Here is a 21880-nt window from a genome sequence, read left to right as displayed (position 1 = left end):
CAACTATGATTGCCCTCATGCAGAAGAAATGGCCGACCGTCACCGAAACCGAGGTCGACGGCCGGATGGTGGAGGTCGCCGTGCGCGTCAGCGTGCGGGCGCGCAACTATCGGCTGTCGCTGCCCCATGCCGGGGGCCCGGTGCTCACCGTGCCGCATCACGGGCGCTGGCAGGAAGCGCAAGCCTTTCTCGACCGCCAGCGTGCCTGGCTGGGCGCCCGGCTGGAGCGGGCAGCCAAGCCGGTGTCGTTCAAGCGCGGCGCGGTGATCCCGCTGCGCGGGGTGGACCACCGCATCATCGCCACCGGCAAGGTGCGCGGCCGCGTGGAAGTGCTCGAAGTCGATGGCGAAATGACACTGCAGGTGCCCGGTGAAGTGGCGCACCGCTCGCGCCGGCTGACCGACTGGCTGAAGGCCGAAGCGCAGCTGGCGCTGGAAAAGCGGGTGGCGGTACACGCCAGGCGGCTCGACGTGACCTACAAATCGGTGTCCATGCGCTCGCAGGCGACGCGCTGGGGCTCGTGCTCGAGCAACGGGCGGCTCAATTTCAACTGGCGGCTGATCCTCGCGCCACCCTTTGTGCTGGATTATGTCGCCGCCCATGAAGTGGCGCATCTGGTGGAAATGAACCACTCGGATGCCTTCTGGGCCACCGTGGCCCGTACCCTGCCGAGCATGGACAAGGGGCGTGCCTGGCTCAAGGCGCATGGCCGCCAGCTGATGGTCTACGGCATCGATGAATAGGCTCCGGCGGGGCCTCAGCCGCCGCCGAAGATATCGCCCAGCGCGTCCATCAGGTTCCGCCTTGGTCGCTGCGTCTGGAACTGCTGGTCCTGCTGGAAATCGCCGCTGACGGTCGGCGCCTGCTCCATCGGCTGCAGGTTGGGGTCGAGCGGATCGGCCGGAGTGAAGCCGCCCGGCAGGTCGGCGACCGGCAGGCCGTTATGGGCAACGGTCATGAACTCGGACCAGATCTCGACCGGCACATTGCCGCCCGACAGCTTGGTGCCGGTGTCATCGTCATTGCCCAGCCACACGCCGGTGACCATGCGCGATGTATAGCCAACAAACAGCGCATCACGCGCCTTCTGGCTGGTGCCGGTCTTGCCGGCGATCGGCCAGCCATTGAGATGCGCCTTCTTGCCGGTGCCGATTTCGAGCGCCGTGGTCATCATGTCGTTCATCTCGCCCACGACGCGCGGTTCGATCACCTGACCGGGGCCGGCCGGGATCTGCTCGTAAAGCACCTTGCCCGAGGCGGTCTCGATGCGGGTGATGACATTGGGAATGACGCCGATGCCGCCATTGGCAAACGGCGCATAGGCGCCGGTCAGCTCGAGCAGCGATACTTCCTGCGTCCCCAGCGCAATCGAGGGCACGGCCTGCATAGGCGAGGAAATGCCGAGCCGGGTGGCAGTGTCGATCACCACCTGCGGTGTCACATCGATGGCCAGCCGGGCCGCAATGGTGTTGAGCGAGTAGGCAAGGCCCTGCCGCAGCGACACCGGACCGGCATATTTGTTGGAGGCGTTCGAGGGACTCCAGCCATTGTAGTCGAACGGCGCGTCATCGGCGACGGTATCGGGGGTGTAGCCCTTTTCCATGGCGGCCAGATAGACGAAGGGTTTGAAGGCCGAACCCGGCTGCCGGCGCGAGGTGACGGCGCGGTTGAACTGGCTCTGGGCATAGTCGACGCCGCCGACCAGCGCCCGCACCGTGCCGTCGACATCCATGGCGACCAGGGCGCCCTGGGTGAAACCGCGCTCGGCGCCATGCGTCTCGACGGCGGTCCGGACGATGTTCTCGGCCGATTTCTGCAGGTCCCAGTTGATGGTGGTGGAGACCACCACGTCTTCGGTGACGTCGCCGATATAGGCCTGCATCAGCGTCTCGACCCAGTCCGCGACATAGGATTCCGAGCCGGTGACCTTGGTGCGGATGCGCTGGTTGGGATCGATGGCGGCGGCCTTGGCCTCGGCGTCCGAGATATAGCCTTCCTTGGCCATCGATTGCAGCACGAGCCGGGCGCGCGCGGCGGCAGCTTCCGGGTTGGTCTTGGGATTGACGCTGGATGGGCGCTGCACAGTGCCGGCCAGCATGGCGGCCTCGCCGAGCGACAGGTTGCGGGCCGACTTGCCGAAATAGGTTTGCGATGCCGCCTCGATACCGGTTGAGTTGTGCCCGAAGAACACCCGGTTGAGGTAGAGCTCGATAATGTCGTCCTTGGAATAGTTCTGCTCGAGCCAGAGGGCGAGCATGGCTTCCTGGGCCTTGCGCTCGATGGTCTGGTCGCGGGTCAGGAAGAGGTTCTTGGCAAGCTGCTGGGTCAGCGTGGAGGCGCCGCGGGTGACTTCGCCGGCGCGAACGCTTTCGAGCGCCACCGAGGCGAGGCCGATCAGATCGATGCCGAAATGCTCGTAGAAGCGGCGATCCTCGATCGCCACGAAGGCGGCCGGCACATAATAGGGCATTTCGCGCAGCGAGATGGCTTCGCCGCCGGTCTTGCCGCGGTTGGACATCAGCTGTCCGTCCGCCGTGACGATGCGGATATTGGCCGGACGGTCGGGGATGGCCCAGCTGTCGGCAGCCGGCATCTGCATGAAGAAGTAGACGGCCACGCCGGCCAGGGCGATGCCACCCCAGAGGCCCAGCACCAGCAGCCAGGTGAACAGCTTCCAGACGATGCGGCCGAAGGTCAGCGGCTTGCGCTCGCGGCGGCCGCGGGTCTTCTTGACCTTCTGGCGCCGCCCACGAGCGGGAGCGGGCTCGTCGTAACCGTCGTCGTAGCCGTCCGAATAGACGTTGTCGACGCTGCCGAGACGCGGCTCGACGCGGGCGTTCTTGGAGGCGCGCGGCGTTTTCGGCGTCTTCTTGCCTGCCGGCTGCGGCCTGGCCTTGCCACGGGCCTTCTTGGGGGTGGCCCCGACCCGGTCCTCAGGCGAAACGTGAAAATCCATGAAGAGGGCCCCGGCATCTTTCTTGCGCATGGCGTCGGTACCCCTCCGTGAGTCTGCCTCGAACGGAACCGGGACGCCGCAGCAATCCAACCGTCTCGCGGCGCCGGACTGTCCAGTCCTCCGCCGCGCGGTCCCCTAGGGCTATCGAGGCCAATTGTGGCCGGTTTATGTGAGTTTAAGCTGCCGGGTCAATGGCTGTGACGCATAGGGCACAGGCGTGGGGCGACCGACAGCACCGGAGGCGTGCTCAACGCCTGCCGCGGCGGCCCTGCGGCGCGTTGCGGGCGCCATCGACGGTGGGGCGGTTGGAGGCGTTCTCGTCCTGCAGCTTGCGCCAGCGGGCGACGCGTTCGGGGTCGAGCGTGCCGGCCGCGACAGCGGCCTGAATGGCGCAGCCCGGCTCGTGCACATGGGTACAGTCGCGGAAGCGGCATTGCGGCGCCAGCTCGGTGATCTCGGCAAAGACGGTGTCGAGGCCCTCGGCCATTTCACTGACGTGCAGGGTGCGGATGCCGGGCGTATCGATGACCCAGCCGCCGCCGGCGACGGGATGCAGCGAGCGCGCCGTGGTGGTGTGCCGACCCTTGGCATCACTTTCGCGTATGCCGCCGGTCAGCTGGGGTGTTTCGGCGCCCGAACCGACCAGCGTGTTGACCAGGGTCGACTTGCCCACGCCTGAGGAGCCGACAACCGCTACCGTCTGCCCGGCCCCGCACCAGGCAGCCAGATCGGTAGCGGCCCGGGCAGTCCGGGGGTCGACGATGACCACATCGAGATCGCGCTGCAGCGCGCTGGCCTCTTCGATATACCGCGCGGCGTCGTCGGCCTGGTCGGCCTTGGTTAGGACGATGACCGGCCGTGTGCCGGCCTGGTTGGCCAGCGCCAGATAGCGCTCCAGCCGGGCAATGCTGAAATCGGCATTGCACGAGGTGACGATGAACAGCGTATCGATATTGGCGCCACCCAGCTGCACGCTGCCGTCGCCAAGCCGGCGCTCGAGCAGGGTGCTGCGATCGAGTTCGACGGACCAGCAGGTGAGTATGAGGTTCCGCCAGGACCCAGTCGCCCACGGCAAACGCGCCGGTATTGGTGCGCGGCGGCAGCACAAGAGCGACGGGCGCATCGCCCGTTATGCCGCTGAGACGGGCGCGATGCACCGAGACGATGCGGACGGGCTGCAGGTCGGTCTCGTCGGGCCCGACCTGATCAGCAAAGAACTCGGACCAGCCCAGGCTGGTCAAGGCGGCGGCCGTGGCGCTCAGTTCAGGCTACTCCCGGCCATCTGCATCACGCCCGCCCGGCGTCATTCGTCGCGAACCGGGTCATCCCCGGTCGTCGAGTCCGGCGTGTCGGTGGCGTCACCCTCCTTGGCCTTGAGCTTGGCTTCGGCCCGTGCAGCGTTCTTGAGCTGCTTGAGGCGATCACGCTCTCTGCGCTCGAAATCGTAGTTCGGCTTGCGTGCCATTGGGGTCCCTTTCCTGGGTCTATGTCTGCTTCTGGTCGTCTGCACGGCAGAAGGCAAGAGAGGCGCCGGTAATCCCTGACAGGCGACGCGCTCGGCGGAGGTGGCCACGAGACTGTCAGTCCCACATGGCCCCTGTGATCGGCGTGGTGATCTGCGTCGCGACAGGCAGTGTACGGATAACGCGGGTGTCCGGCACAAACGTGACGACGATCACCTGGCGCCGGTCCTGCGAGGGCAGTGCCAGTTCCGCATGGCCATCGCCGTCGACATCCCGGCTGTCGGCCAGGCTGAGGTCGCGCGAGCCCATGAAATGCGTGGAAACGCCGGTAAGCGGCGCACCAAGGGCGACCAGATCCGGGCCCTGCAGCGACAGCAGCTCCAGCCTGCCGCCGATATGCGGGGTCTTGACGATGGCGATCTCGAGGCCGGGTGCGGTGGAGAAATCAGCGATGGCAGCGATCGATAGCCAGCGGTGCGGCATGCCGATCGGCGCGGTGGCGTCGCGCTCGACCAGTTTGCCATCGACAAGGCCATAGACGGCCACGGCAGCGCCGGCACCGAGATCGGTGCGGATCGTAACAATTTCGCTGGCGCCGTCGCCATCGAGATCGGCGAGGCGCGGCGTGATGTCCTCGTAGACATAGCGCTCCGGCAGCACCAGCTCGTAGCGCCTGCCACCGGCGTCGATACCGACCAGAGTGCCCGCCTCGACGGTATCGCCAAGGATGCCGTGATCGTAACGATCGGTGGGTTGCTCGTACCACGCCTCGACAATGCCGCTGCCGGCGCTCCGCGCCGTGCCCCCGTCAGGCAGCCGGTCGGCGGACCAGGCAGGGGCCGCGACGGCCACGACGCACGCGACAAGGCCGGCCCGCAGGCCGGCCAGCCGGACGGTCTGTGCGGGGCTAGACGTCGAGATTGGCGACGTTCAGGGCATTGTCCTGAATGAAGTCGCGGCGCGGTTCGACGAGATCGCCCATCAGCTGGGTGAACAGCAGGTCCGCGTCGGAGCTTTCCTTGATCTGCACCTGCAGCAGCGAGCGCACGTTCGGGTCGAGCGTGGTTTCCCAGAGCTGGCTCGGGTTCATTTCACCCAGACCCTTGTAGCGCTGCAGGGAAATGCCCTTGCGGCCGGCAGCCGAAACGGATTCGAACAGCGACACCGGACCGAAGATATCAAAGGTCTGGTCCTTGCGGGCCAGCCGGGCAGTGCCCTCGTAGACATTGTCTAGCCGCTCGACGAGCTGGCGGATCTTGCGCGCATCGGCGCTGGCCAGCAGCTGGGCATCCATCAGGTGGGTCTCGGTGACGCCGCGAACGGTGCGCGAGAAGCTGATGCCCCCCTGTCCGTCAGCCTCGCCGATCCAGCCGCGCTCGACTTCGTCGGAGACGCGATCAAGCCGCACGGCGACCCGGTCGGCGACGACCTGCGCCGCTTCGCGGCTGGTCAGCACGTCGGGATCGAGACCGCCGGCAATGGCCGTGTGCTCGATGATGGTGCGGTTGTAGCGGGTGTTGAGCGCATTGATGGCATGTACGAACTCGCGCGCCTGCCGGGCGATCTGCAGCAGGTCCTCGCCGGCATGGGTCGTGCCGGTGGAGGTGGTGAGGACCGCGTCCTCGGTACCGGCATTGAGCAGGTAATCCTCGAGCGAGCGCTCATCCTTGAGATACTGCTCGGACGAACCGCGCTTAATCTTGTAGAGCGGCGGCTGCGCGATATAGACGTGGCCGCGGTCGATCAGTTCGCGCATCTGCCGGTAAAAGAAGGTCAGCAGCAGCGTGCGGATATGGGCGCCGTCGACATCGGCGTCCGTCATGATGATGATCTTGTGGTAGCGCAGCTTGTCCGGATTGAACTCCTCGCGGCCGATCGAGGTGCCCAGCGCCATCACCAGGTTGCCGATCTGCTCGGAGCCGAGCATGCGATCGAAGCGGGCGCGCTCGACATTGAGGATCTTGCCGCGCAACGGCAGCACGGCCTGCGTATAGCGGTCGCGGCCCTGCGAGGCGGAGCCGCCGGCCGAGTCACCCTCGACGAGGAAGATCTCGGACTTGGCCGGGTCCTTTTCCGAGCAGTCCTTGAGCTTGCCGGCGAGGAAGTTGACGTCCAGCGCCGACTTGCGCCGCGTCAGTTCACGCGCCTTGCGGGCGGCCTCGCGGGCCATGGCGGCCTCGGCAACCTTGCCCACGACCTGCTTGGCCTCGGCCGGATGCTCCTCGAACCACTGCTGCAGCTTGTCGTTGACGCCGTTTTCGACCACCGGACGAACTTCGGACGAAACCAGCTTGTCCTTGGTCTGGCTGGAAAATTTCGGGTCCGGCACCTTGACCGACAGCACCGCCGTCAGGCCTTCGCGGGTGTCGTCGCCCGTCAGCGTCACCTTCTCGCGCTTGGTGATGCCGGAAACTTCGGCGTAATTGGTCACCTGCCGCGTCAGCGCGGCGCGGAAGCCGGCCAGATGCGTGCCGCCGTCGCGCTGCGGGATGTTGTTGGTAAAGCACAGCACGTTCTCGTGGTAGCTGTCGTTCCACCACATGGCGACCTCGACCGTCATGCCGTCCTTTTCGGACTTGAGCATGATGGGGGCGCCGATCAGCGGCGACTTGGCCACATCGAGATAACGCACGAACGCCTCGAGGCCGCCTTCGTAGAAGAGCTCCGTCTCGACGGGCTCGGGGTGGCGGTTGTCCTTGAGGAAGATGCGGACGCCGGAATTGAGGAAGGCCAGCTCGCGCAGGCGATGCTCGAGCGTCTTGAAGTCGAACTCCACCATGGTGAAGGTCTGGGCCGAGGGCGTGAAGGTGACCTGGGTGCCGCTGCGGCCTTCATAGGTGCCGGGGGTTTTGCTGGACACATAGGTGCCGGTCTGCTCGAGCGGGCCATCGGCATTGCCGTGGGTAAAGCTCATCTCGAAGATCTTGCCATCGCGGCGGATCTTGAGCTTGAGCGCCACCGACAGCGCATTCACCACCGAGACGCCGACGCCATGCAGGCCGCCCGACACCTTGTAGGAATTCTGGTCGAACTTGCCGCCGGCATGCAGCTGGGTCATGATGACCTCGGCGGCCGAAACCCCCTCTTCCTTGTGGATGTCGGTGGGAATGCCGCGGCCATTGTCGATGACGGTGACGGAACCGTCGGCGTTGAGCGTGACGGTTACCAGGTCCGCATGCCCGGCCAGCGCCTCGTCGATGGCATTGTCGACCACTTCGTAGACCATGTGATGCAGGCCCGAGCCGTCATCGGTGTCGCCGATATACATGCCGGGGCGCTTGCGCACCGCATCGAGGCCCTTGAGGACCCGGATGGAGTCGGCGCCATAGTCGTCAGGGTCGAACGGGGTTTCGGAGGTGCTCAAAAGATATCCCGAATCAGTGAAAAATCCGCTGCTATCGGTCTAGCGGATGGGGCTGCCATACCCAAGACAAATGGCTATTTTAAGCCCGGTTTTCAATGCTTACACCCGGATTTGGACGCCCGGTTTGATGCTTTTCCGAGCCGGGCCTTGAATTGGCCAGTCGCATGGTCACTGTCCAACTCGACTGGCGACCGGTTTCATTTGACCTGCGCTGTGGCGGCGGCGCGCTAGCCGCTCGGCGTCCACCCATGGCAGTCTTCCGCAAGAAGTGAGGGGGCTCATGGCATCGGAGTTTGAAGCTGCGCTGGTCGCGGGCGATGTTGCAGCGCTCCGCGCCATCCCCAAGGCCGACCTCCACAACCACTTCATCGGCGGGGGTAACCGCGATTTCGTGCGCGAGAAGACCGGTATGGACATCGCACCGATCGACCATGTGCTCAACTCCATGGACGAGATGCACGAGTGGGCCGCCAAGCATACCGGCACGGCGTTCAAGGGAGCGCTTGGACGGATGATGGGGATCGAGGCGAGCTTTGTCCAGGCGAGGCTCCACGGCGTGACGCGGCTCGATGGCGGTGAGGATGTCTGGGCGATGACGCTCTGGGAGGACCGCGACGTCGCGCGCCTCACCCGGACGCTACAGGAGATCCATGCGCGGGTGGCGCCCGAGATCGAATGGCTGCCGCAGATGGGCCTGTCTCGACATTGCCCGATCCAGTATCTGCTGGAATGGAGCGAGCCGTTCTTCGACCTCGACGTCTACAAGTCCGTCGACCTCTACGCGGACGAGTTCGCCCAGCCGATCGAGGTGTTCAGGCCGATCTACCGCATCGCCAAGGCGAAAGGCTTGCGCCTCCGGGCCCATGCGGGAGAATGGGGCACGGCCGACGATGTCTGGCAGGCGGTCGAGACACTCGAACTCGACGAAGTTCAGCATGGCATCGCGGCGGCCGACTCGCCGCAGGTCATGCGTTTCCTCGCCGACAACAAGATCCGGCTTAACATCTGTCCCACATCCAACCTCATGCTGGGCCGCGTCGAGAGCATGGCCATGCATCCGATCCGCAAACTGTTCGACGCCGGCGTCATCGTCACGGTCAACACCGACGATGCGCTGATGTTCGGCATCGGCGTCACCGACGAGTACCTCGCGCTCTACCGTGCTGGCCTGTTTACCCCCACCGAACTCGATCAGATCCGCCGCAACGGCCTCACCGACCAACCGCTGCGACCCTAGCTCAACCGTCCATCCTTCACGGTGTAGACCTGCGCTCGCGCGCCCAGCGCCTCGAACAGCAGCGGGTCGGTGCCGGTCATGAAGCATTGCGTCCCGAGGCCATCGAGCGCCGCAAACAGGGCGGCGCGGCGGCCCGGGTCGAGATGGGCGGCAATCTCGTCCAGCAGCAGGAACGGCGTGATGCCGGCCATGCGGCTGACCAGCCGGGCATGAGCGAGGATCAGGCCGACCAGCAGGGCCTTCTGCTCGCCGGTGGAGCCGAGGGCGGCCGGCATCTGCTTTTGGGCGTGCATCACCTCGAAATCGACGCGGTGCGGTCCCAGCAGGGTACGGCCGGCCGCGCGGTCGAGGCGGCGATTGTCCTGCCAGCGCGCCTTGAGCTCGGCTTCCAGCGCCGAGGACGAGACCGGCTCGTGGCCATCCTCGAAGAGCGGCGTCAGCGCCAGCCGGGCGGCCGGAAAACTCTCCTCGTCGACGCCTTCGAGGATCAGCTCCTGCAGGTGCAGCAGGCTGTCGGCACGGGCAAAATGCATGGCGGCGGCATGCTCGGCCATCTGCGCCTCGACGGCCGCCAGCCAGCGCGCCTCGCCATTGTCCTCGAGCAGCCGGTTGCGCTGGCGCATGGCTTTCTCGAAATCGGAGACCGAGGATGAATGGCCGGGGATCAGCACCGTCACCAGCCGGTCGAGGAAGCGGCGGCGGTCGCCGGCCGGGCCGGTGAACAGCCCGTCCATGGACGGCGTCAGCCAGAGCAGCCGCAGGTAGTCGCTCATCTCCTCGACGGAGCGGGCATTGGCGCCATTGATGCGGACGCGGCGGCCGCTTTCGCCGGGCGAACTGCCGGTGCCGATATCGACCGGGCCGTCCTGCGTCTCGATGGTGGCGGCCACCGCCCAGGCCCCGTCCGAGCCCAGGGCCGCAAGTTCGTCGAACGGGGCGCGGCGCAGGCCGCGGTCCGGGCCCAGCAACGACAGCGCCTCGAGCAGGTTGGTCTTGCCGGCGCCATTGGGGCCGACCAGCACGACATGACGGTGATCGAGGTCGAGCGCCGCCGACTGATAGTTGCGGAAGTGGCTCAGGCGCAGGCGGGAGATGTAGCGGGAGGTCATGCCCCCGATGCTACACCCGCATCGGCATCAGCACGTAGAGCGCCTTGGCGTCGCCATCCTCTTTCACCAGCGTGGGCGAGCCCGCGTCGTTGAACATGAAGACGGCATTGTCTGAGCGGATCTGGCCGATGATGTCGAGGAGGTAGCGGGCGTTGAAGCCGATCTCGAAGCTCTCGGGCTCGAACTCCACCGCCAGTTCCTCGCTCGCGGTGCCGTGGTCGGGATTGGTGACCGAGAGTTCGAGCTGGCCATCCTTGACCGACAGCTTCACCGCCTTGCCGCCGCGTTCGGAGGCGATGGTGGAGACGCGATCGACGGCGACGGCAAAGCTCGTCTTGTCGACATTCATCTGCTTGTCGTTGTTCTTGGGCGTGACGCGCTCGTAATCGGGGAAGGTGCCCTCGATGAGCTTGCTCAGCAGCACGACGCTGCCCAGGGTGAAGCGGATCTTGGTGTCGGACACCTCGACCTTGACCTCGCCATCGGCGCCGTCGAGCAGCTTCTGTACTTCGCCCACGGTCTTTTTCGGCACGATGATGCCCGGCATGCCCTTGCAGCCCTCGGGAGCCTCGGTCTCGGCGCGGGCCATGCGGTGGCCGTCGGTGGCGACGGCGCGCAGCATGGTTTCACTGCCCTGCTCGATGGCGTGCAGATAGATGCCGTTGAGGTAGTAGCGCGTCTCCTCGTTGGAGATGGCGAACTGGGTGCGTTCGATCAGTTCGCGCAAGGCCGGCGCGGGGATCGTGAATTCGTGGGTGAAGCTGCCTGACTTGAGGTCCGGGAAACTGTCGGGCGACAGGCAGGCGAGGTGAAAGCGCGAGCGGCCGGAGGTGAGCAGCATCTGCTCGCCGCCCTCGGTCTCGAGCCGCACTTCAGCGCCGTCGCCGAGCTTGCGGACGATCTCGTAGAGCGTATGCGCCGGCACGGTGGTGGTGCCGGGCGTGGCGACCATGGCCGGCACGCTTTCGGTGACTTCAATGTCGAGATCGGTGGCGCGCAGGTCGAGCGATCCGTCGGCGACCTTCATCAGGACGTTGGCGAGGATCGGATAGGTGTTGCGGCGCTCCACCACGCGGTGCACATGCCCCAGCGACTTGAGGAGATGGTTGCGCTCCAGAGTGACTTTCATGCTCTACTTCCCTGATGCCAAACTCACGGCAAAAACCCCCGGCGAACCGGGGCTGCGACATTTGCAAGCTGAGGATCAAAAGGCAAGGGCGGACGGCGCCGCAGGCGGCCCGGAAGCGGCTTTATCCAGACCTATCGGCGTCAGTTCAGCCGGTTGAGCGCCGCCTCGGCCGCCGCCAGCCGCCGCTCGCGTTCCTCGCGCTCGATCCGCTGCAGCATGGCGTGCCATTCGGGCTCGGCCGAATGCCGCTCGACCACGGGCGCAGGCCGCAGTTCGAGATGCTTGAGCGACTTGCGCAGTCGCACCAACAGACGTGGACTTACCTTACGCACTGACTGACCAACTCACACGCAACAAGGGGCGCCGGGTGGCGCCCCGACTGGAATTATTCCTCAAGCATCCGCTTGAGCAGTTCGATTTCCTGACACAGGTCGCCGTCGTCCTTCATCATGGCTTCGACCTTGCGGACCGAATGCAGGACCGTCGTGTGGTCCCGTCCGCCGAAGCGGCGTCCGATCTCGGGCAGCGAGCGCGAGGTCAGGGATTTGGCGAGATACATGGCAATCTGCCGCGGCCGCACCACGTCGCGCGAGCGGCGCGAGGACAGCAGGTCGTTGCGCGGCACCTTGTAGTGGCGCGAGACGATGCGGAGGATGTCCTCGATGCGGACCCGCCTTGTGTCGCGCGAACGGACCAGATCGGCCAGCGTACGTTCGGCCAGGGTGACCGTGATCGGCTCGTGCGTTAGTTGATTGGCAGCGACGAGGCGATTGACGGCCCCGTCCAGGTCGCGGCCGTGGCTGACCACGACGCGGGCGATGTAGTCGATCACCGCCGGCGGGAAATGCACCCCGGCAAAGCGGGCGGTCGACTGGTCGGCGCGGCGCTGCACGATGGCCTTGCGCAGGTCGGAGTCGAAAGTGGTGATCGGCACCACCAGTCCGCCGGAGAGGCGCGAACGCACCCGTTCGTCGAGCATCTCGAGATCGCGGGGCGGCGCATCGCCGGCAACCACCACCTGTTTGGCGCCGGTGAGCAGCGTGCCCAGCGTGTGGCCGAATTCGGTGGCCGACTTGCCCTGCAGGAACTGCATGTCATCGATCAGCAGCAGGTCGACCCGGCGCAGCCACTCCTTGAAGGCCAGTGCCGACTGGCGCTGCACCGCGGTGATGAAGTGGTACATGAAGTGGTCGGCGGTCAGGTAGACGATATTGCGTGAGCTGTCGGAGGCGCCGGCGGCCCAGGCAATAGCGTTGAGCAGGTGCGACTTCCCCAGCCCGACGGTGGAGTGGATATAGACCGGGTTGAAGGTCACGGTGTTGTTGGCGGCGGCATGCGCCACCTGTTTGGCCACCTGCAGCGCCATCTCGTTGGGCGCCCCGGGCACGAAGCTGTCGAAGGTCATCTTGGAGTCGATGGCCGATCCCGACAGGGCGTCGCCCCGCGGTGGCTGGATATCGCGCAGCTGGCGCGGCGCCGCCGGCACCGACAGCTGGGTGGGCTCGAGCGGCACGCTGGCGATCGGCTCGATCACCGGTGTCAGCCGCGGCCTGGCCTGGCCATTGACGCGTACGGTAAAGTGCAGGCGCGCAATATCGGGCGTCTCGGCCTGGAAAGCCTCGAGAATCTTCTCGGCGTAATTGGACTGGACCCAGGAGCAGAGGAAGCGGGTCGGCACCGACAGGTGCGCCAGATCCTCGACGATCTCCTCGACCTCCATGCGGGCGAACCAGGAACTGTAGACGTCCTCGCCGACAGCCGCCTTCAACCGTGCCCGGACCCGGGCAAATACATCGGTGCTCATCACGGGCTTGCCGTCCTTGCCCATGATCATCATCGTTCCTTTGTTGCCCCCGACTTCTTCCTGCTGATGGTTTTCGCTATCAGCCCAAGCACGACCCGCCGCCGCGTTTCTCGCCATTCCTATAGTGCCCCGTTGCCGCCTCGGCCGGCCCCTGTTCTCGGGGCCATTTGCCATTCTGTTCCAAGGCCTGTCCCGGAAATTGGGACAAACCACTCCGTTCCGCAGCTGGCGCTGCAGATTTTACTCCTCTACTTCTGTTGAATCCGGCCTCTTAACACCCGGACGAGTCCTGCCCCAATATGCCCGGGAAGGACGATTACTCAGACCGCATTTTGTACTTTGTAGTGTTCGTCCTTCAGGGTCCGGCGGCAGCGTCCATGCCACTCCGCACGTTTGATCCCGATGCTCTCGCAACCTACTGTGCCAGCCTTGGTCGGGGGTTCTTTTTGCCCCGTGCGCTTGGCTGATGAAAGTATCTTAGTGAGAGGATTTTTGAACGGCAACGGGGGTTATTTACTGAATCCCTATTGACTCGTCAGTTCGCAAAAACCTTCCAGACGGGCCCGACCGGAGGCGCCAAAATAAGGCGCTGAGACTCATGGCTGAATCGGCATCCGGACCGTCACAGAGAGTCTCGCCGCGGAGCCGCAGCAATGGCCGTTCGGGAGAATTCTTTCCCGCCTCGGGGACCGGAAAAGCCTATATGAAACCCGGCATCCCATTGATATCGCAGCACAACGCGAAAAATTCAGTGAAGTGGGCGCGTCCAATTTGGCTGTCGCGACACTGTTACAAAGCGGTCACACTCGGCGACATCAGACTGTCACACAGGGCCCGCGCCAGGCCAAAGAAAAAGGCCCCGAAAGGGGCCTTCGGCAGTGCAGCGATCGACGTCCGGTCTACCCTCAGGCAGTGGCGCCGATGGCCTTGATGCGGTGGTTCAGGCGGCTCACCTTCCGGGCTGCCACATTGGCGTGCACGATGCCCTTCTGGGAGGCACGGGCGATCTCGGGCTGAGCGGCCCGCAGGGCCTCGGTTGCAACCTTCTGGTCGCCGGCAGCAATGGCTTCCTCGACCTTGCGGACGAAGCTGCGCATGCGCGAACGGCGCGACTTGTTGACTTCGGTGCGGGCAGCGATCTTGCGCGTTGCCTTTTTCGCCGAGGGAGTGTTGGCCATGTCAGTCCTCTTTGCTTCAACCGATCTCACCGCCTTTGTGCGGCGCAATCGATCGGGCATGAAATGAAATCGGCGGCAATACGGGCCGCCAAGTTGGGCGCTGTATAGTGTGACAGGCCCCGTGCGTCAACAGGATTCCGGCAAGGCGGCCATGCGCGCTAGTGCTGGCAGACCGGGCAATAGAAGGTCGACCGGCCGGACTGCACGATCCGTTTGACAATGCCGCGGCAGAGCGGGGTCGGGCAGGGTCCGCCTTCCCGGTCATAGACGGCAAAGCGGTGCTGGAAATAGCCCGAACTGCCATCGGTGGCGCGAAAGTCGCGCAAGGTGGAGCCGCCCGCCTCGACGGCCTCGATCAGCACCGTGCGCACGCCGTCGGCCAGCAGCTCGAGGCGCTGCGACGGCTTGCCCGACTTGAGCACCAGCCGCGCCGCCGGCAGCGTCGGCAGGATATGGGCGCGGTGCAGCGCCTCGCTGACATAGATATTGCCCAGTCCCGCCACCACCCGCTGATCGAGCAGTGCGGCCTTCATCGGCGCCTTCTTGCCCCTGAAGCGCTCGGCCATCTCGGCGGCGTTGAAACTGTTGCCCAGCGGCTCGGGCCCGAGCCCGGCCAGAAACGGACACGCCGCCTCGTCGGTAAAGATGTCCATGAAGCCGAAGCGCCGGGCATCGGAATAGATGAGCCGCAGCGGCCCCTCGCGGACCGTCTCGAGATCGATCAGCACGTGGTCGTGCTTTTCGTCCACCGCCGGCTCGTAATAGCGGCTCGGCTCCTTGTAGCGCAGCTCGGCAAAGCGGAAGCTGCCGGTCATGCCCAGGTGGCTGAGCCAGGTCCTGCCGGTCGAGAGGCGGAACAGCAGGTATTTGGCACGGCGGCCGGCCGTCTCGATGGTGGCGCCTTCCAGCGCCGCGGCAAAGCCCGCGGGAAACGGAAAACGCAGATCCTTGCGGTTGAGCGTCACCTGTGTGATGCGCGCCCCCTCGAGCAGCGGCGCCAGGCCGCGGCGCACGGTTTCGACCTCTGGCAATTCGGGCATGGCGATCCTTCTGGCGGCAATATCTCTATGTGCGCGGTCCCGCCGCCGGAGGCAAGGACACGGCACGCACTTCGGCCAGCCGCCGCTCGGCATAGTCGTCGCGCCAGCAGACGGCAGCCTCCCAGGCCGCCGCGGCCTGCGCCGCAACATCGTGGGCGCCGGGCTCGAGACCGGCTCCATTGTGGGGCAGCGCCAGATCAAGCTCGGGCACATCGACATGCGCCTCGTCCCAGTCGATCAGCGCCACCCGGTCGGCCGTCATGCGGATATTGCCGGGATTGGCGGGATTGCCGTGCACCACGCAGGTCGGCCGCCCGGCGAGCCGCGCCCAGGCCGCCCGGCAGCGTGCCACCGCCTCGGCCGGCATCGCATCGAGATCGATCCGTGTTCCGCTTCGGGCCTCGAGCAGGTCTGTGGCGCCGCGCCAGCCCGGGCGCTGTGGCCAGCCTTGCGTCAGCCGGTGCAGCTGACGCAGCGTATCCGCGACGCGGCGCCAGTCGGCCGCCGTTCCGGGCGGGCCGCCCTCCATATAGGCCATCACCACGAGCCCGTCGGCGAACAGCCGGCCATCCAGTGTCGGAATCGGCACCGGCACGGTCATCCCCTGCCGGTCGAGGTGCTGCAGCAGCCCGGTCTCCCACGCCAGGTCGGCCTCGCTCCGTGTCCCCAGCCGGGCTACGGCGAGCTGCCCATCGAGGCGCACGCTCCAGACGTCATTGACGGTGCCACCGGTCAGCCGTTCAAGCCGCACCGCCTTGCTGCCCCAGTGCCCGAGCGCGTCCCATCCCATGCCTGCCCTCCTCGCCGCTCCGGTCAACCGCTCGTCAGTCCTATGTGAGTGGTTCGGGCGGATGGACGCAAGGGCGGAAGGCGAGGCTGGAGACCCTCACCGCATCAGCATCACCGCGGCCGCCAGCGCCAGCATGAGGGTGGTGATCGGCCCCCAGAGCCGTCGTTCGGCGACCGAGGGCGTGATCCAGTTCAGCAGGGCGGACAGCGCCTGCACCGCGAGGGCGGCCCAGCCGGTCCAGGCCGGCCAGCCGGGCCAGAGGCCGGCGGCGGAGATGATGGAAAGCGCCATGGCGGCCAGCAGCAGCACCGAGATGGCCGCCGCGACGCGGCCCGGTGCCGGCAGCGGGCCGGCATGCCGTCCGCCCTGCGTCAGCCGCCCCCACGGCGCCCCGGCGATCAGCGCGAACTGGAATCCGATGACGCCCGAGCAGGCGACCGCATAGGCGATGGCAAGAATCGAGGCGCTGGTCATGCGCCAAGTGTTACTGGCTCCGTAGTGGCAGGCAAAGCGTGGCGGACCGATGCGTCATCGCGCAGGCCGCGGTGTCGCAGGACGGCCGCAAACCCCGACCGTGCTACAACGGATCCTCCCCCGTTCACGGGGGAGGGGGACCACGCGCAGCGTGGTGGAGGGGGCGCAAACCCCCACGGCGACGGCGTAGACCCTATGGCTAAGTTGACCACCCCGGAGGCACCCGCTCTATTTTGACCGTTCGAAATCTGAACGCTTCAGATTTGGAGTCCGGGCCAACGTGTCCGGGTAGGGAGGAGAGGCGTATGCTGCGAGCCATGACATGTGGCGAGCGGCACTTGGTCAGTGTCCGCTGTTTTCAGATCTGTGACCGACGCGTTCTGATGGCACACTGCCGCGAACGGAAACGGCAGCTGGCCCATGTCTGCTGATCCGGACACGCTCGACCGCCGCCTGCCAAGGGGCTTCCGCGCCCCGCCCCCGCCGGTCCGCCCCAAGGCCAGAAGACCCAGCGCGCTGACGGCCTACCTGTTCTTGATGCCGGCATTCGTCATTTTTGGCGGACTGATCATCTATCCGCTCTTTGACGGCATCGGCACGGCGTTCACCGATCGTGTGATCGCCCGCGGCGGCCAGTTCATCGGCTTCGACAATTTCCTGAAGCTGCTCGATGACGAGGTGTTCATTCGCGCCGCATCCAACTCCTTCTGGCTGACGTTCTGGGTCGTGCTGATCAAGGCTGTGCTGGGCATGTGCTTTGCGCTGGTGCTTGCCCAGCCGATGCCGTTCCGGGGCCTGTTCCGCGCCCTGGTGTTCCTGCCCTGGGCTGTGCCCGGTCTCATCGCCGGCCTTGCCTGGAAGTGGATCTACGACGAGCAGGTGGGTATCCTCACCTATCTCTCATTGGCGCTGGGCTTCTCGGATACGCCAACCTACTGGCTTTCCGACCCCAAGCTGGGTTTGATCTCGGTGGGCGTGGCCATGGTCTGGCACGGCCTGCCCTTCTACACGATGATGTTCCTGGCTGCCCTGACATCGATCCCGAGCGAACTCACCGAGGCTGGCGCCATTGACGGCGCCGGGCCGATCCGCCGGTTCTTCTCGATCACGCTGCCTCAGATGCGCAACGTCATCGCCATCACCGTGATGCTGTCGACCATCTGGACCTTCAACTCCTTCCACATGGTCTACGTACTGACCCAGGGTGGCCCGGCCAACAGGACGCAGATCCTGCCGACGCTGGCATTCGAGTACGGCGTCGTCCGCAGTCAGCTGGGTCTGGGCGCAGCAGTGCTCGTCTCGGTGATCCCGATTTTCCTCGTACTGATCTACGTACTGACCCAGCGCATGTTGCGTGCGGAAAGGGACTAGCAATGGTTGAAGGTCGCACCACCCGCATCGTCAAACGCGTCGCCACCATAGTCGGGCTGACGATTGCCCTGCTCTGGGCACTTGCTCCGATCTACTGGGTGACGGTCACGGCCTTCAAGACCTCCAAGGAGATCTACGGCGCTGTCCCGACGCTCTTCCCGGAACTGCCCACTCTGGAGAACTTCGACAAGGCCCTGTTCCGCTCCGAGTTCCCGCGCTTTGTCTACAACTCCGCCTATGTGGCGGTGGCCGTTACCGTGATCGCCGGCATCATCGGTGCACTCGCCGCCTATCCGATCGCCCGCATGCGCTTTGCCGGCCAGTCACTGACGGCAAGGGCGATCGTCCTGGCCTATCTGCTGCCGCCATCCCTGCTGTTCATTCCGCTGTTCCTGATCCTGCAGCGCATGGGCCTGATCGACAGCAAGCTCGGCCTGATCGTTGCCTACCTGACATTCACGGTGCCGTTCTGCACGTGGATGCTGATCGGCTATTTCAAGACCATCCCGCCCGAGCTCGATGAAGCCGCCGTGGTCGATGGCGCCAACCGCTTCCAGGTGCTCACCAAGGTCATCCTGCCAATTGCCACGCCCGGCCTCGCCGTGGTGGCGCTGTTCGCCTTCACCAACGCATGGAACGAGTTTCTCTATGCCCTGGTCTATGTCTATTCCACCGATTCCAAGACGCTCACGACGGGCCTGACGGGCCTGATGATGGGCGACACGTTCATCTGGGGTCAGCTGATGGCGAGTTCGGTCATCGCCATCATCCCCATCCTCATCATCTACATCGTTGCACAGAGATACATTGTCGAAGGCCTCGCCGCCGGCAGTGTGAAGGGGTGACCGGAACAGGCACTCGAAGGAGCTCGGGGAGAGCTCCAAAAAGGAGGAAACCATGAAGTCGTTTACACAGGCGCTGCTGGCCACATCAGCCATATTGATGGCCGATGCCGCGCAGGCTCAAGACCTCACGATCTGGGGACTGCAGGCCTTCAACGAGCAGGCCGACGCCTATATCGGCGATACCGTCAAAGCCTTCGCCGCCGAGCGCGGCATCACCGCCGAATATGTGGTGGTGCCGGCCAACGTCCTCAACGAGCGGCTCGCCGCCGCTTTCGAAGGCGGGTCGCCCCCTGACGTGTTCATGCAGGTGGGCGCGCAGGCGCAGTACTACCCCGCGCTCGGTCTGACGCTGCCGATTCCGGAAGTCCTCGAGGAGATGCGTGCGGTCGAGGGTGGTATCTACGAAGGTATGGTCTCGCAGGCCATCTACAATGGCGAAGTCCACGGCGTGCCGCTCGAGGTCGACGTCGTGCCGATGTATGCCCGCCGCGATCTGCTTGAGGCGCAGGGTCTCTCCGTGCCCACTACCTGGGAAGAGCTGCGCACCGCATCGCAGAAACTCCTCGCGGCCGATCGGACCCTGACGGCATTTGCCATTCCCACCAGCACCTCGAACGACGCCGAAGGCAATATCAAGCAGGTCGTCTGGTCATTCGGCGGCGCCATGTTCGCCGAAGACGGCATCACCGTGACCTGGGACTCTCCCGAAACGCGCGCCGCCTACCAGTTCCTCGCCGACATGTTCGCCGAGGGGACCATTCCCCGCTCCACCCTGAGCTGGGACGATGCCGGCAACAACACGGCCTATCAGTCCGGTCGTGCGGCCTTCGCCATCAATCCACCCTCGATCTATTCCTGGATGGTCGACAACGATGCTGAACTGCTGGCCAACACCGACCTGATCGCGGTTCCCAAGGGCCCCGGCGAGGCCGGTCGCTCCGGCGCGAGCGCTGGCTCCTGGGTGTGGATCGTCTCCAAGGCGACCAAGCACCCTGAGGAAGCCAAGGCCTGGCTCTCCTATTTCTTCGAGCCGAGCCGCTACGAAACGCTCATCGATACCGTCGGCGGCCGTTGGGTGCCGATCTATCCGAGCCTGACCGCCAGCATGCCGCTGTTCAAGGATACGCCGGCCTTTGCCAATTTCGGCGCCATGGCCGGAAACGGCATTGTCGACGGCTTCAAGGGGCCGCCCTCGGCCCTCAACGCCGAAGTGAACGTCGCCAAGATCGTCACCCAGTCCTTCCAGAAGGTCGTCGTCGACGGAGCGTCCGTCGAGGAAGCCGTGGGCTGGGCCCAGGCCGAGATCGAAAAGCTGGCCGAAAAGTACAAGTAACCGGCTCTTTTCAGCCACCGTCCGGGCGAGCCTGCGGCCCGCCCGGACAACGCCGCAACCCCCGACCGCTGGCTAACCCTTCTGCAATGCCCGCTGCAGGAGCGCGGTTGAATAGAACTCGTACGAGGCCGCCTTGTCCGGGAAATCGATCAGATGAACGGTGAAGCGGCAGGGAACGCCATTTTCGGGAAGGTTGTCGGCGAAGAAGGAGGAATACGCCTCGGCATAGGCCTTGCGGAGGCGATCCTGCTCGGCGGCATATCCGGCGGGGTCGGCGAGGATGTTCGGGGTCTTCGGCTGAGCGCCGAACGCATGCATCTCCACGAAATCGATATCCTGCAAGGACGAGCAGATCCCCGCCTCCACCACCCACTTCTCCCAGCACCTGAAGACCAGGGCGACTTCCTGATGGGGATCCATCGACACCAGTTTGTCGAGTCCCAGGACGCCCTTGGCTGAGTAGCCACCCGTCAGACCAGCAAAATGGATCTTGAGGTCGCCATCCGCCTGTTCCTCGGTAACCAGCGCCGAGAGAACAGGCCGATCGCCTTCGTAGTAATAGGTGAGCTTGCCGCGCTTCCGCACATTGAATGCCATTGATACTCTTCCTTGAAACTGGATTAGTTGGTCAGAACCTGTCGCAGTCGGTCAGCGACGATGTCGGCCTCTTCGCGCGTCAGCGTCTGCGGGTTCAAGGCGATGGTATGCGGTGCATCGGCTGGTGCCGCGACCTCGATCCAGACCTCGCCGGTTTTGAGTTCGTCAACCACCTGGTCGCGCGTCTTCCTGAAGCCGGCATCGAGATGAACGATGGCGCGGGCGTGCGGCTGACCAGCTTCACTGGGGAAGCCGCGCTCCGTCGTCACGCCCGCAATCCCGCCCAGGTGCTTGATCCAGTTCTGCACGATCACCTCGTAACCTTCGAGAAGCGCCTCCTCGTCCTGATCCAGCGTGTACTGCACGGCGGCGAGCATGCCGGCGAGCTCTTCCTTTCCGACTTTCAGAGGTCGACCGATGCCCTGCGTTGGCGATGCGAGTCGGCGGCAGCCGGCGATCAATTCCCTGGTCCCGAGCACCAGACCGGCAGATTGCGGCCCGCGGATACCCTTGCCGCCGCTGAACACCACCCCCTCGCAGCCGAGCACCTTTGTGTAGTGCCAGAAACTCGAAACCGGTGGAATCTGCGCAGCGGCGTCAACCAGCACCGGAACACGGTGTTTCCTCGCGATCGCGATGACCTCCTCGAGCGGCGGCGATTTCGCTGCCAGCGCCCCGGCAAACCAGACGAGGCACGCTGTCCGCCCGGTGATGGCCGCCTCAAACGACTCGAGGCTGTCGTCGCATTCAACGATGGAGGCGCCGGTCTGCAGTATGGCGAAGTCATAGCCGTTGCGCTGCGACGTGAACACGATGGCTTCGGTCCTCGTGATGCCCTTGAGCATGGGATAGGCCATCGGATCGGGTTCGTCCGGCGCTGCCATCAGAGTTGCGACCGCGAGCACGATCCCGCCGGCCGCCCCTGAAGAAACCAATGCGGCATCATTCCGGGTGAGTTCCGCGATCCGGTCGCCGACCCGCGTTTGAAGGAGCGGCAGATCGATAAACGCGCCGGCCGCCTCCTGCATGGCCTCGAGAACTTCCTCTGGCATGCGCGATCCACCAAGCTTGGTGAGTGTTGCCGACGCATTGATGATCGGCTTGATGCCCAGGTCTTGGTAGATACTCACCCGTAGAACTCCTCGCGAATTGCGAACCCATTGGTTGGCCGTCAGCCTACCCAATCCCGA

At 65.2% G+C, this 21880-nt stretch carries 19 protein-coding genes and 1 pseudogene; 5 read left to right on the top strand and 15 right to left on the bottom strand.

Features of this window, described 5'->3' with window-relative positions; translation table 11 throughout:
- The first annotated feature begins 5 nt into the window (after positions 1 to 5).
- Complete coding sequence (locus AC0L4C_RS04440; RefSeq protein ID WP_473402344.1) at positions 6 to 743, top strand: M48 family metallopeptidase; 738 nt, start codon at positions 6 to 8, stop codon at positions 741 to 743.
- Between the two features lie 14 nt (positions 744 to 757).
- Here the strand turns inward: AC0L4C_RS04440 and AC0L4C_RS04435 are convergent, their stop codons facing one another.
- The 5 genes and pseudogenes from AC0L4C_RS04435 to gyrB form a co-directional block, all read right to left on the bottom strand.
- Positions 758 to 2986 carry a transglycosylase domain-containing protein gene (locus AC0L4C_RS04435; RefSeq protein ID WP_473402342.1) on the bottom strand — a complete coding sequence of 743 codons (2229 nt, stop codon included), beginning with the start codon at positions 2984 to 2986 and terminating at the stop codon, positions 758 to 760.
- 217 nt (positions 2987 to 3203) lie between these two features.
- Positions 3204 to 4218, bottom strand: a pseudogene (gene rsgA, locus AC0L4C_RS04430) (ribosome small subunit-dependent GTPase A).
- 41 nt (positions 4219 to 4259) lie between these two features.
- Entirely contained in the window at positions 4260 to 4421 is a 162-nt protein-coding gene (locus tag AC0L4C_RS04425) for a hypothetical protein (protein ID WP_473402341.1), read from the bottom strand.
- Between the two features lie 115 nt (positions 4422 to 4536).
- Positions 4537 to 5271 carry a hypothetical protein gene (locus tag AC0L4C_RS04420; RefSeq protein ID WP_473402339.1) on the bottom strand — a complete coding sequence of 245 codons (735 nt, stop codon included), beginning with the start codon at positions 5269 to 5271 and terminating at the stop codon, positions 4537 to 4539.
- A gap of 55 nt (positions 5272 to 5326) precedes the next feature.
- On the bottom strand, positions 5327 to 7783 hold the full coding sequence (gene gyrB, locus AC0L4C_RS04415; RefSeq protein WP_473402338.1) for a DNA topoisomerase (ATP-hydrolyzing) subunit B: 2457 nt from the start codon (positions 7781 to 7783) through the stop codon (positions 5327 to 5329).
- Positions 7784 to 8063: 280 nt separating this feature from the next.
- On the opposite strand from gyrB, the gene AC0L4C_RS04410 reads away from it, so the two are divergent.
- Entirely contained in the window at positions 8064 to 9020 is a 957-nt protein-coding gene (locus AC0L4C_RS04410; RefSeq protein ID WP_473402337.1) for an amidohydrolase family protein, read from the top strand.
- On the opposite strand, the gene recF is transcribed toward AC0L4C_RS04410, so the two are convergent.
- The 8 genes from recF to AC0L4C_RS04370 form a co-directional block, all read right to left on the bottom strand.
- Positions 9017 to 10129 carry a DNA replication/repair protein RecF gene (gene recF, locus AC0L4C_RS04405; protein ID WP_473402335.1) on the bottom strand — a complete coding sequence of 371 codons (1113 nt, stop codon included), beginning with the start codon at positions 10127 to 10129 and terminating at the stop codon, positions 9017 to 9019. The genes AC0L4C_RS04410 and recF overlap by 4 nt on opposite strands.
- Positions 10130 to 10139: 10 nt before the next feature.
- Positions 10140 to 11258: a DNA polymerase III subunit beta gene (gene dnaN, locus AC0L4C_RS04400; RefSeq protein ID WP_473402334.1), complete on the bottom strand. Its 1119-nt coding sequence runs from the start codon at positions 11256 to 11258 to the stop codon at positions 10140 to 10142.
- Positions 11259 to 11398: 140 nt separating this feature from the next.
- The gene (locus AC0L4C_RS04395) at positions 11399 to 11566 is read right to left on the bottom strand and encodes a hypothetical protein (RefSeq protein ID WP_473402332.1); all 168 of its coding nucleotides are present in this window, start codon (positions 11564 to 11566) and stop codon (positions 11399 to 11401) included.
- A 77-nt stretch (positions 11567 to 11643) separates the two neighbouring features.
- Positions 11644 to 13062, bottom strand: coding sequence for a chromosomal replication initiator protein DnaA (dnaA, locus tag AC0L4C_RS04390; protein ID WP_473403448.1), 1419 nt, complete (start codon positions 13060 to 13062; stop codon positions 11644 to 11646).
- A gap of 905 nt (positions 13063 to 13967) precedes the next feature.
- Positions 13968 to 14240, bottom strand: a complete 273-nt coding sequence (gene rpsT / locus AC0L4C_RS04385) for a 30S ribosomal protein S20 (protein ID WP_473402331.1) — start codon at positions 14238 to 14240, stop codon at positions 13968 to 13970.
- Between the two features lie 158 nt (positions 14241 to 14398).
- Positions 14399 to 15280, bottom strand: coding sequence for a bifunctional DNA-formamidopyrimidine glycosylase/DNA-(apurinic or apyrimidinic site) lyase (gene mutM / locus AC0L4C_RS04380; protein WP_473402329.1), 882 nt, complete (start codon positions 15278 to 15280; stop codon positions 14399 to 14401).
- Between the two features lie 25 nt (positions 15281 to 15305).
- Positions 15306 to 16070, bottom strand: coding sequence for a phosphotransferase enzyme family protein (locus AC0L4C_RS04375; protein WP_473402328.1), 765 nt, complete (start codon positions 16068 to 16070; stop codon positions 15306 to 15308).
- A gap of 96 nt (positions 16071 to 16166) precedes the next feature.
- Positions 16167 to 16544 (bottom strand): hypothetical protein, encoded by a 378-nt coding sequence (locus AC0L4C_RS04370; protein ID WP_473402327.1) that lies wholly within the window; start codon positions 16542 to 16544, stop codon positions 16167 to 16169.
- 420 nt (positions 16545 to 16964) lie between these two features.
- Between AC0L4C_RS04370 and AC0L4C_RS04365 the strand changes: the two genes are divergently transcribed.
- The 3 genes from AC0L4C_RS04365 to AC0L4C_RS04355 are packed head-to-tail and all read left to right on the top strand — an operon-like array spanning position 16965 to position 20093.
- Positions 16965 to 17915 carry a carbohydrate ABC transporter permease gene (locus AC0L4C_RS04365; RefSeq protein WP_473402325.1) on the top strand — a complete coding sequence of 317 codons (951 nt, stop codon included), beginning with the start codon at positions 16965 to 16967 and terminating at the stop codon, positions 17913 to 17915.
- A gap of 2 nt (positions 17916 to 17917) precedes the next feature.
- Positions 17918 to 18760: a carbohydrate ABC transporter permease gene (locus AC0L4C_RS04360; RefSeq protein ID WP_473402324.1), complete on the top strand. Its 843-nt coding sequence runs from the start codon at positions 17918 to 17920 to the stop codon at positions 18758 to 18760.
- Between the two features lie 52 nt (positions 18761 to 18812).
- Entirely contained in the window at positions 18813 to 20093 is a 1281-nt protein-coding gene (locus AC0L4C_RS04355) for an ABC transporter substrate-binding protein (protein WP_473402322.1), read from the top strand.
- Positions 20094 to 20165: 72 nt separating this feature from the next.
- On the opposite strand, the gene AC0L4C_RS04350 is transcribed toward AC0L4C_RS04355, so the two are convergent.
- The gene (locus tag AC0L4C_RS04350) at positions 20166 to 20690 is read right to left on the bottom strand and encodes a hypothetical protein (RefSeq protein ID WP_473402321.1); all 525 of its coding nucleotides are present in this window, start codon (positions 20688 to 20690) and stop codon (positions 20166 to 20168) included.
- A 23-nt stretch (positions 20691 to 20713) separates the two neighbouring features.
- A complete protein-coding gene (locus AC0L4C_RS04345) occupies positions 20714 to 21820 on the bottom strand; it encodes a hypothetical protein (protein ID WP_473402320.1) in 1107 nt (368 codons plus the stop codon).
- Between the last annotated feature and the right edge of the window lie 60 nt (positions 21821 to 21880).

This window comes from Devosia sp. J20-27, assembly GCF_055808595.1.
This window is presented reverse-complemented; position numbering and strand designations above follow the sequence as displayed.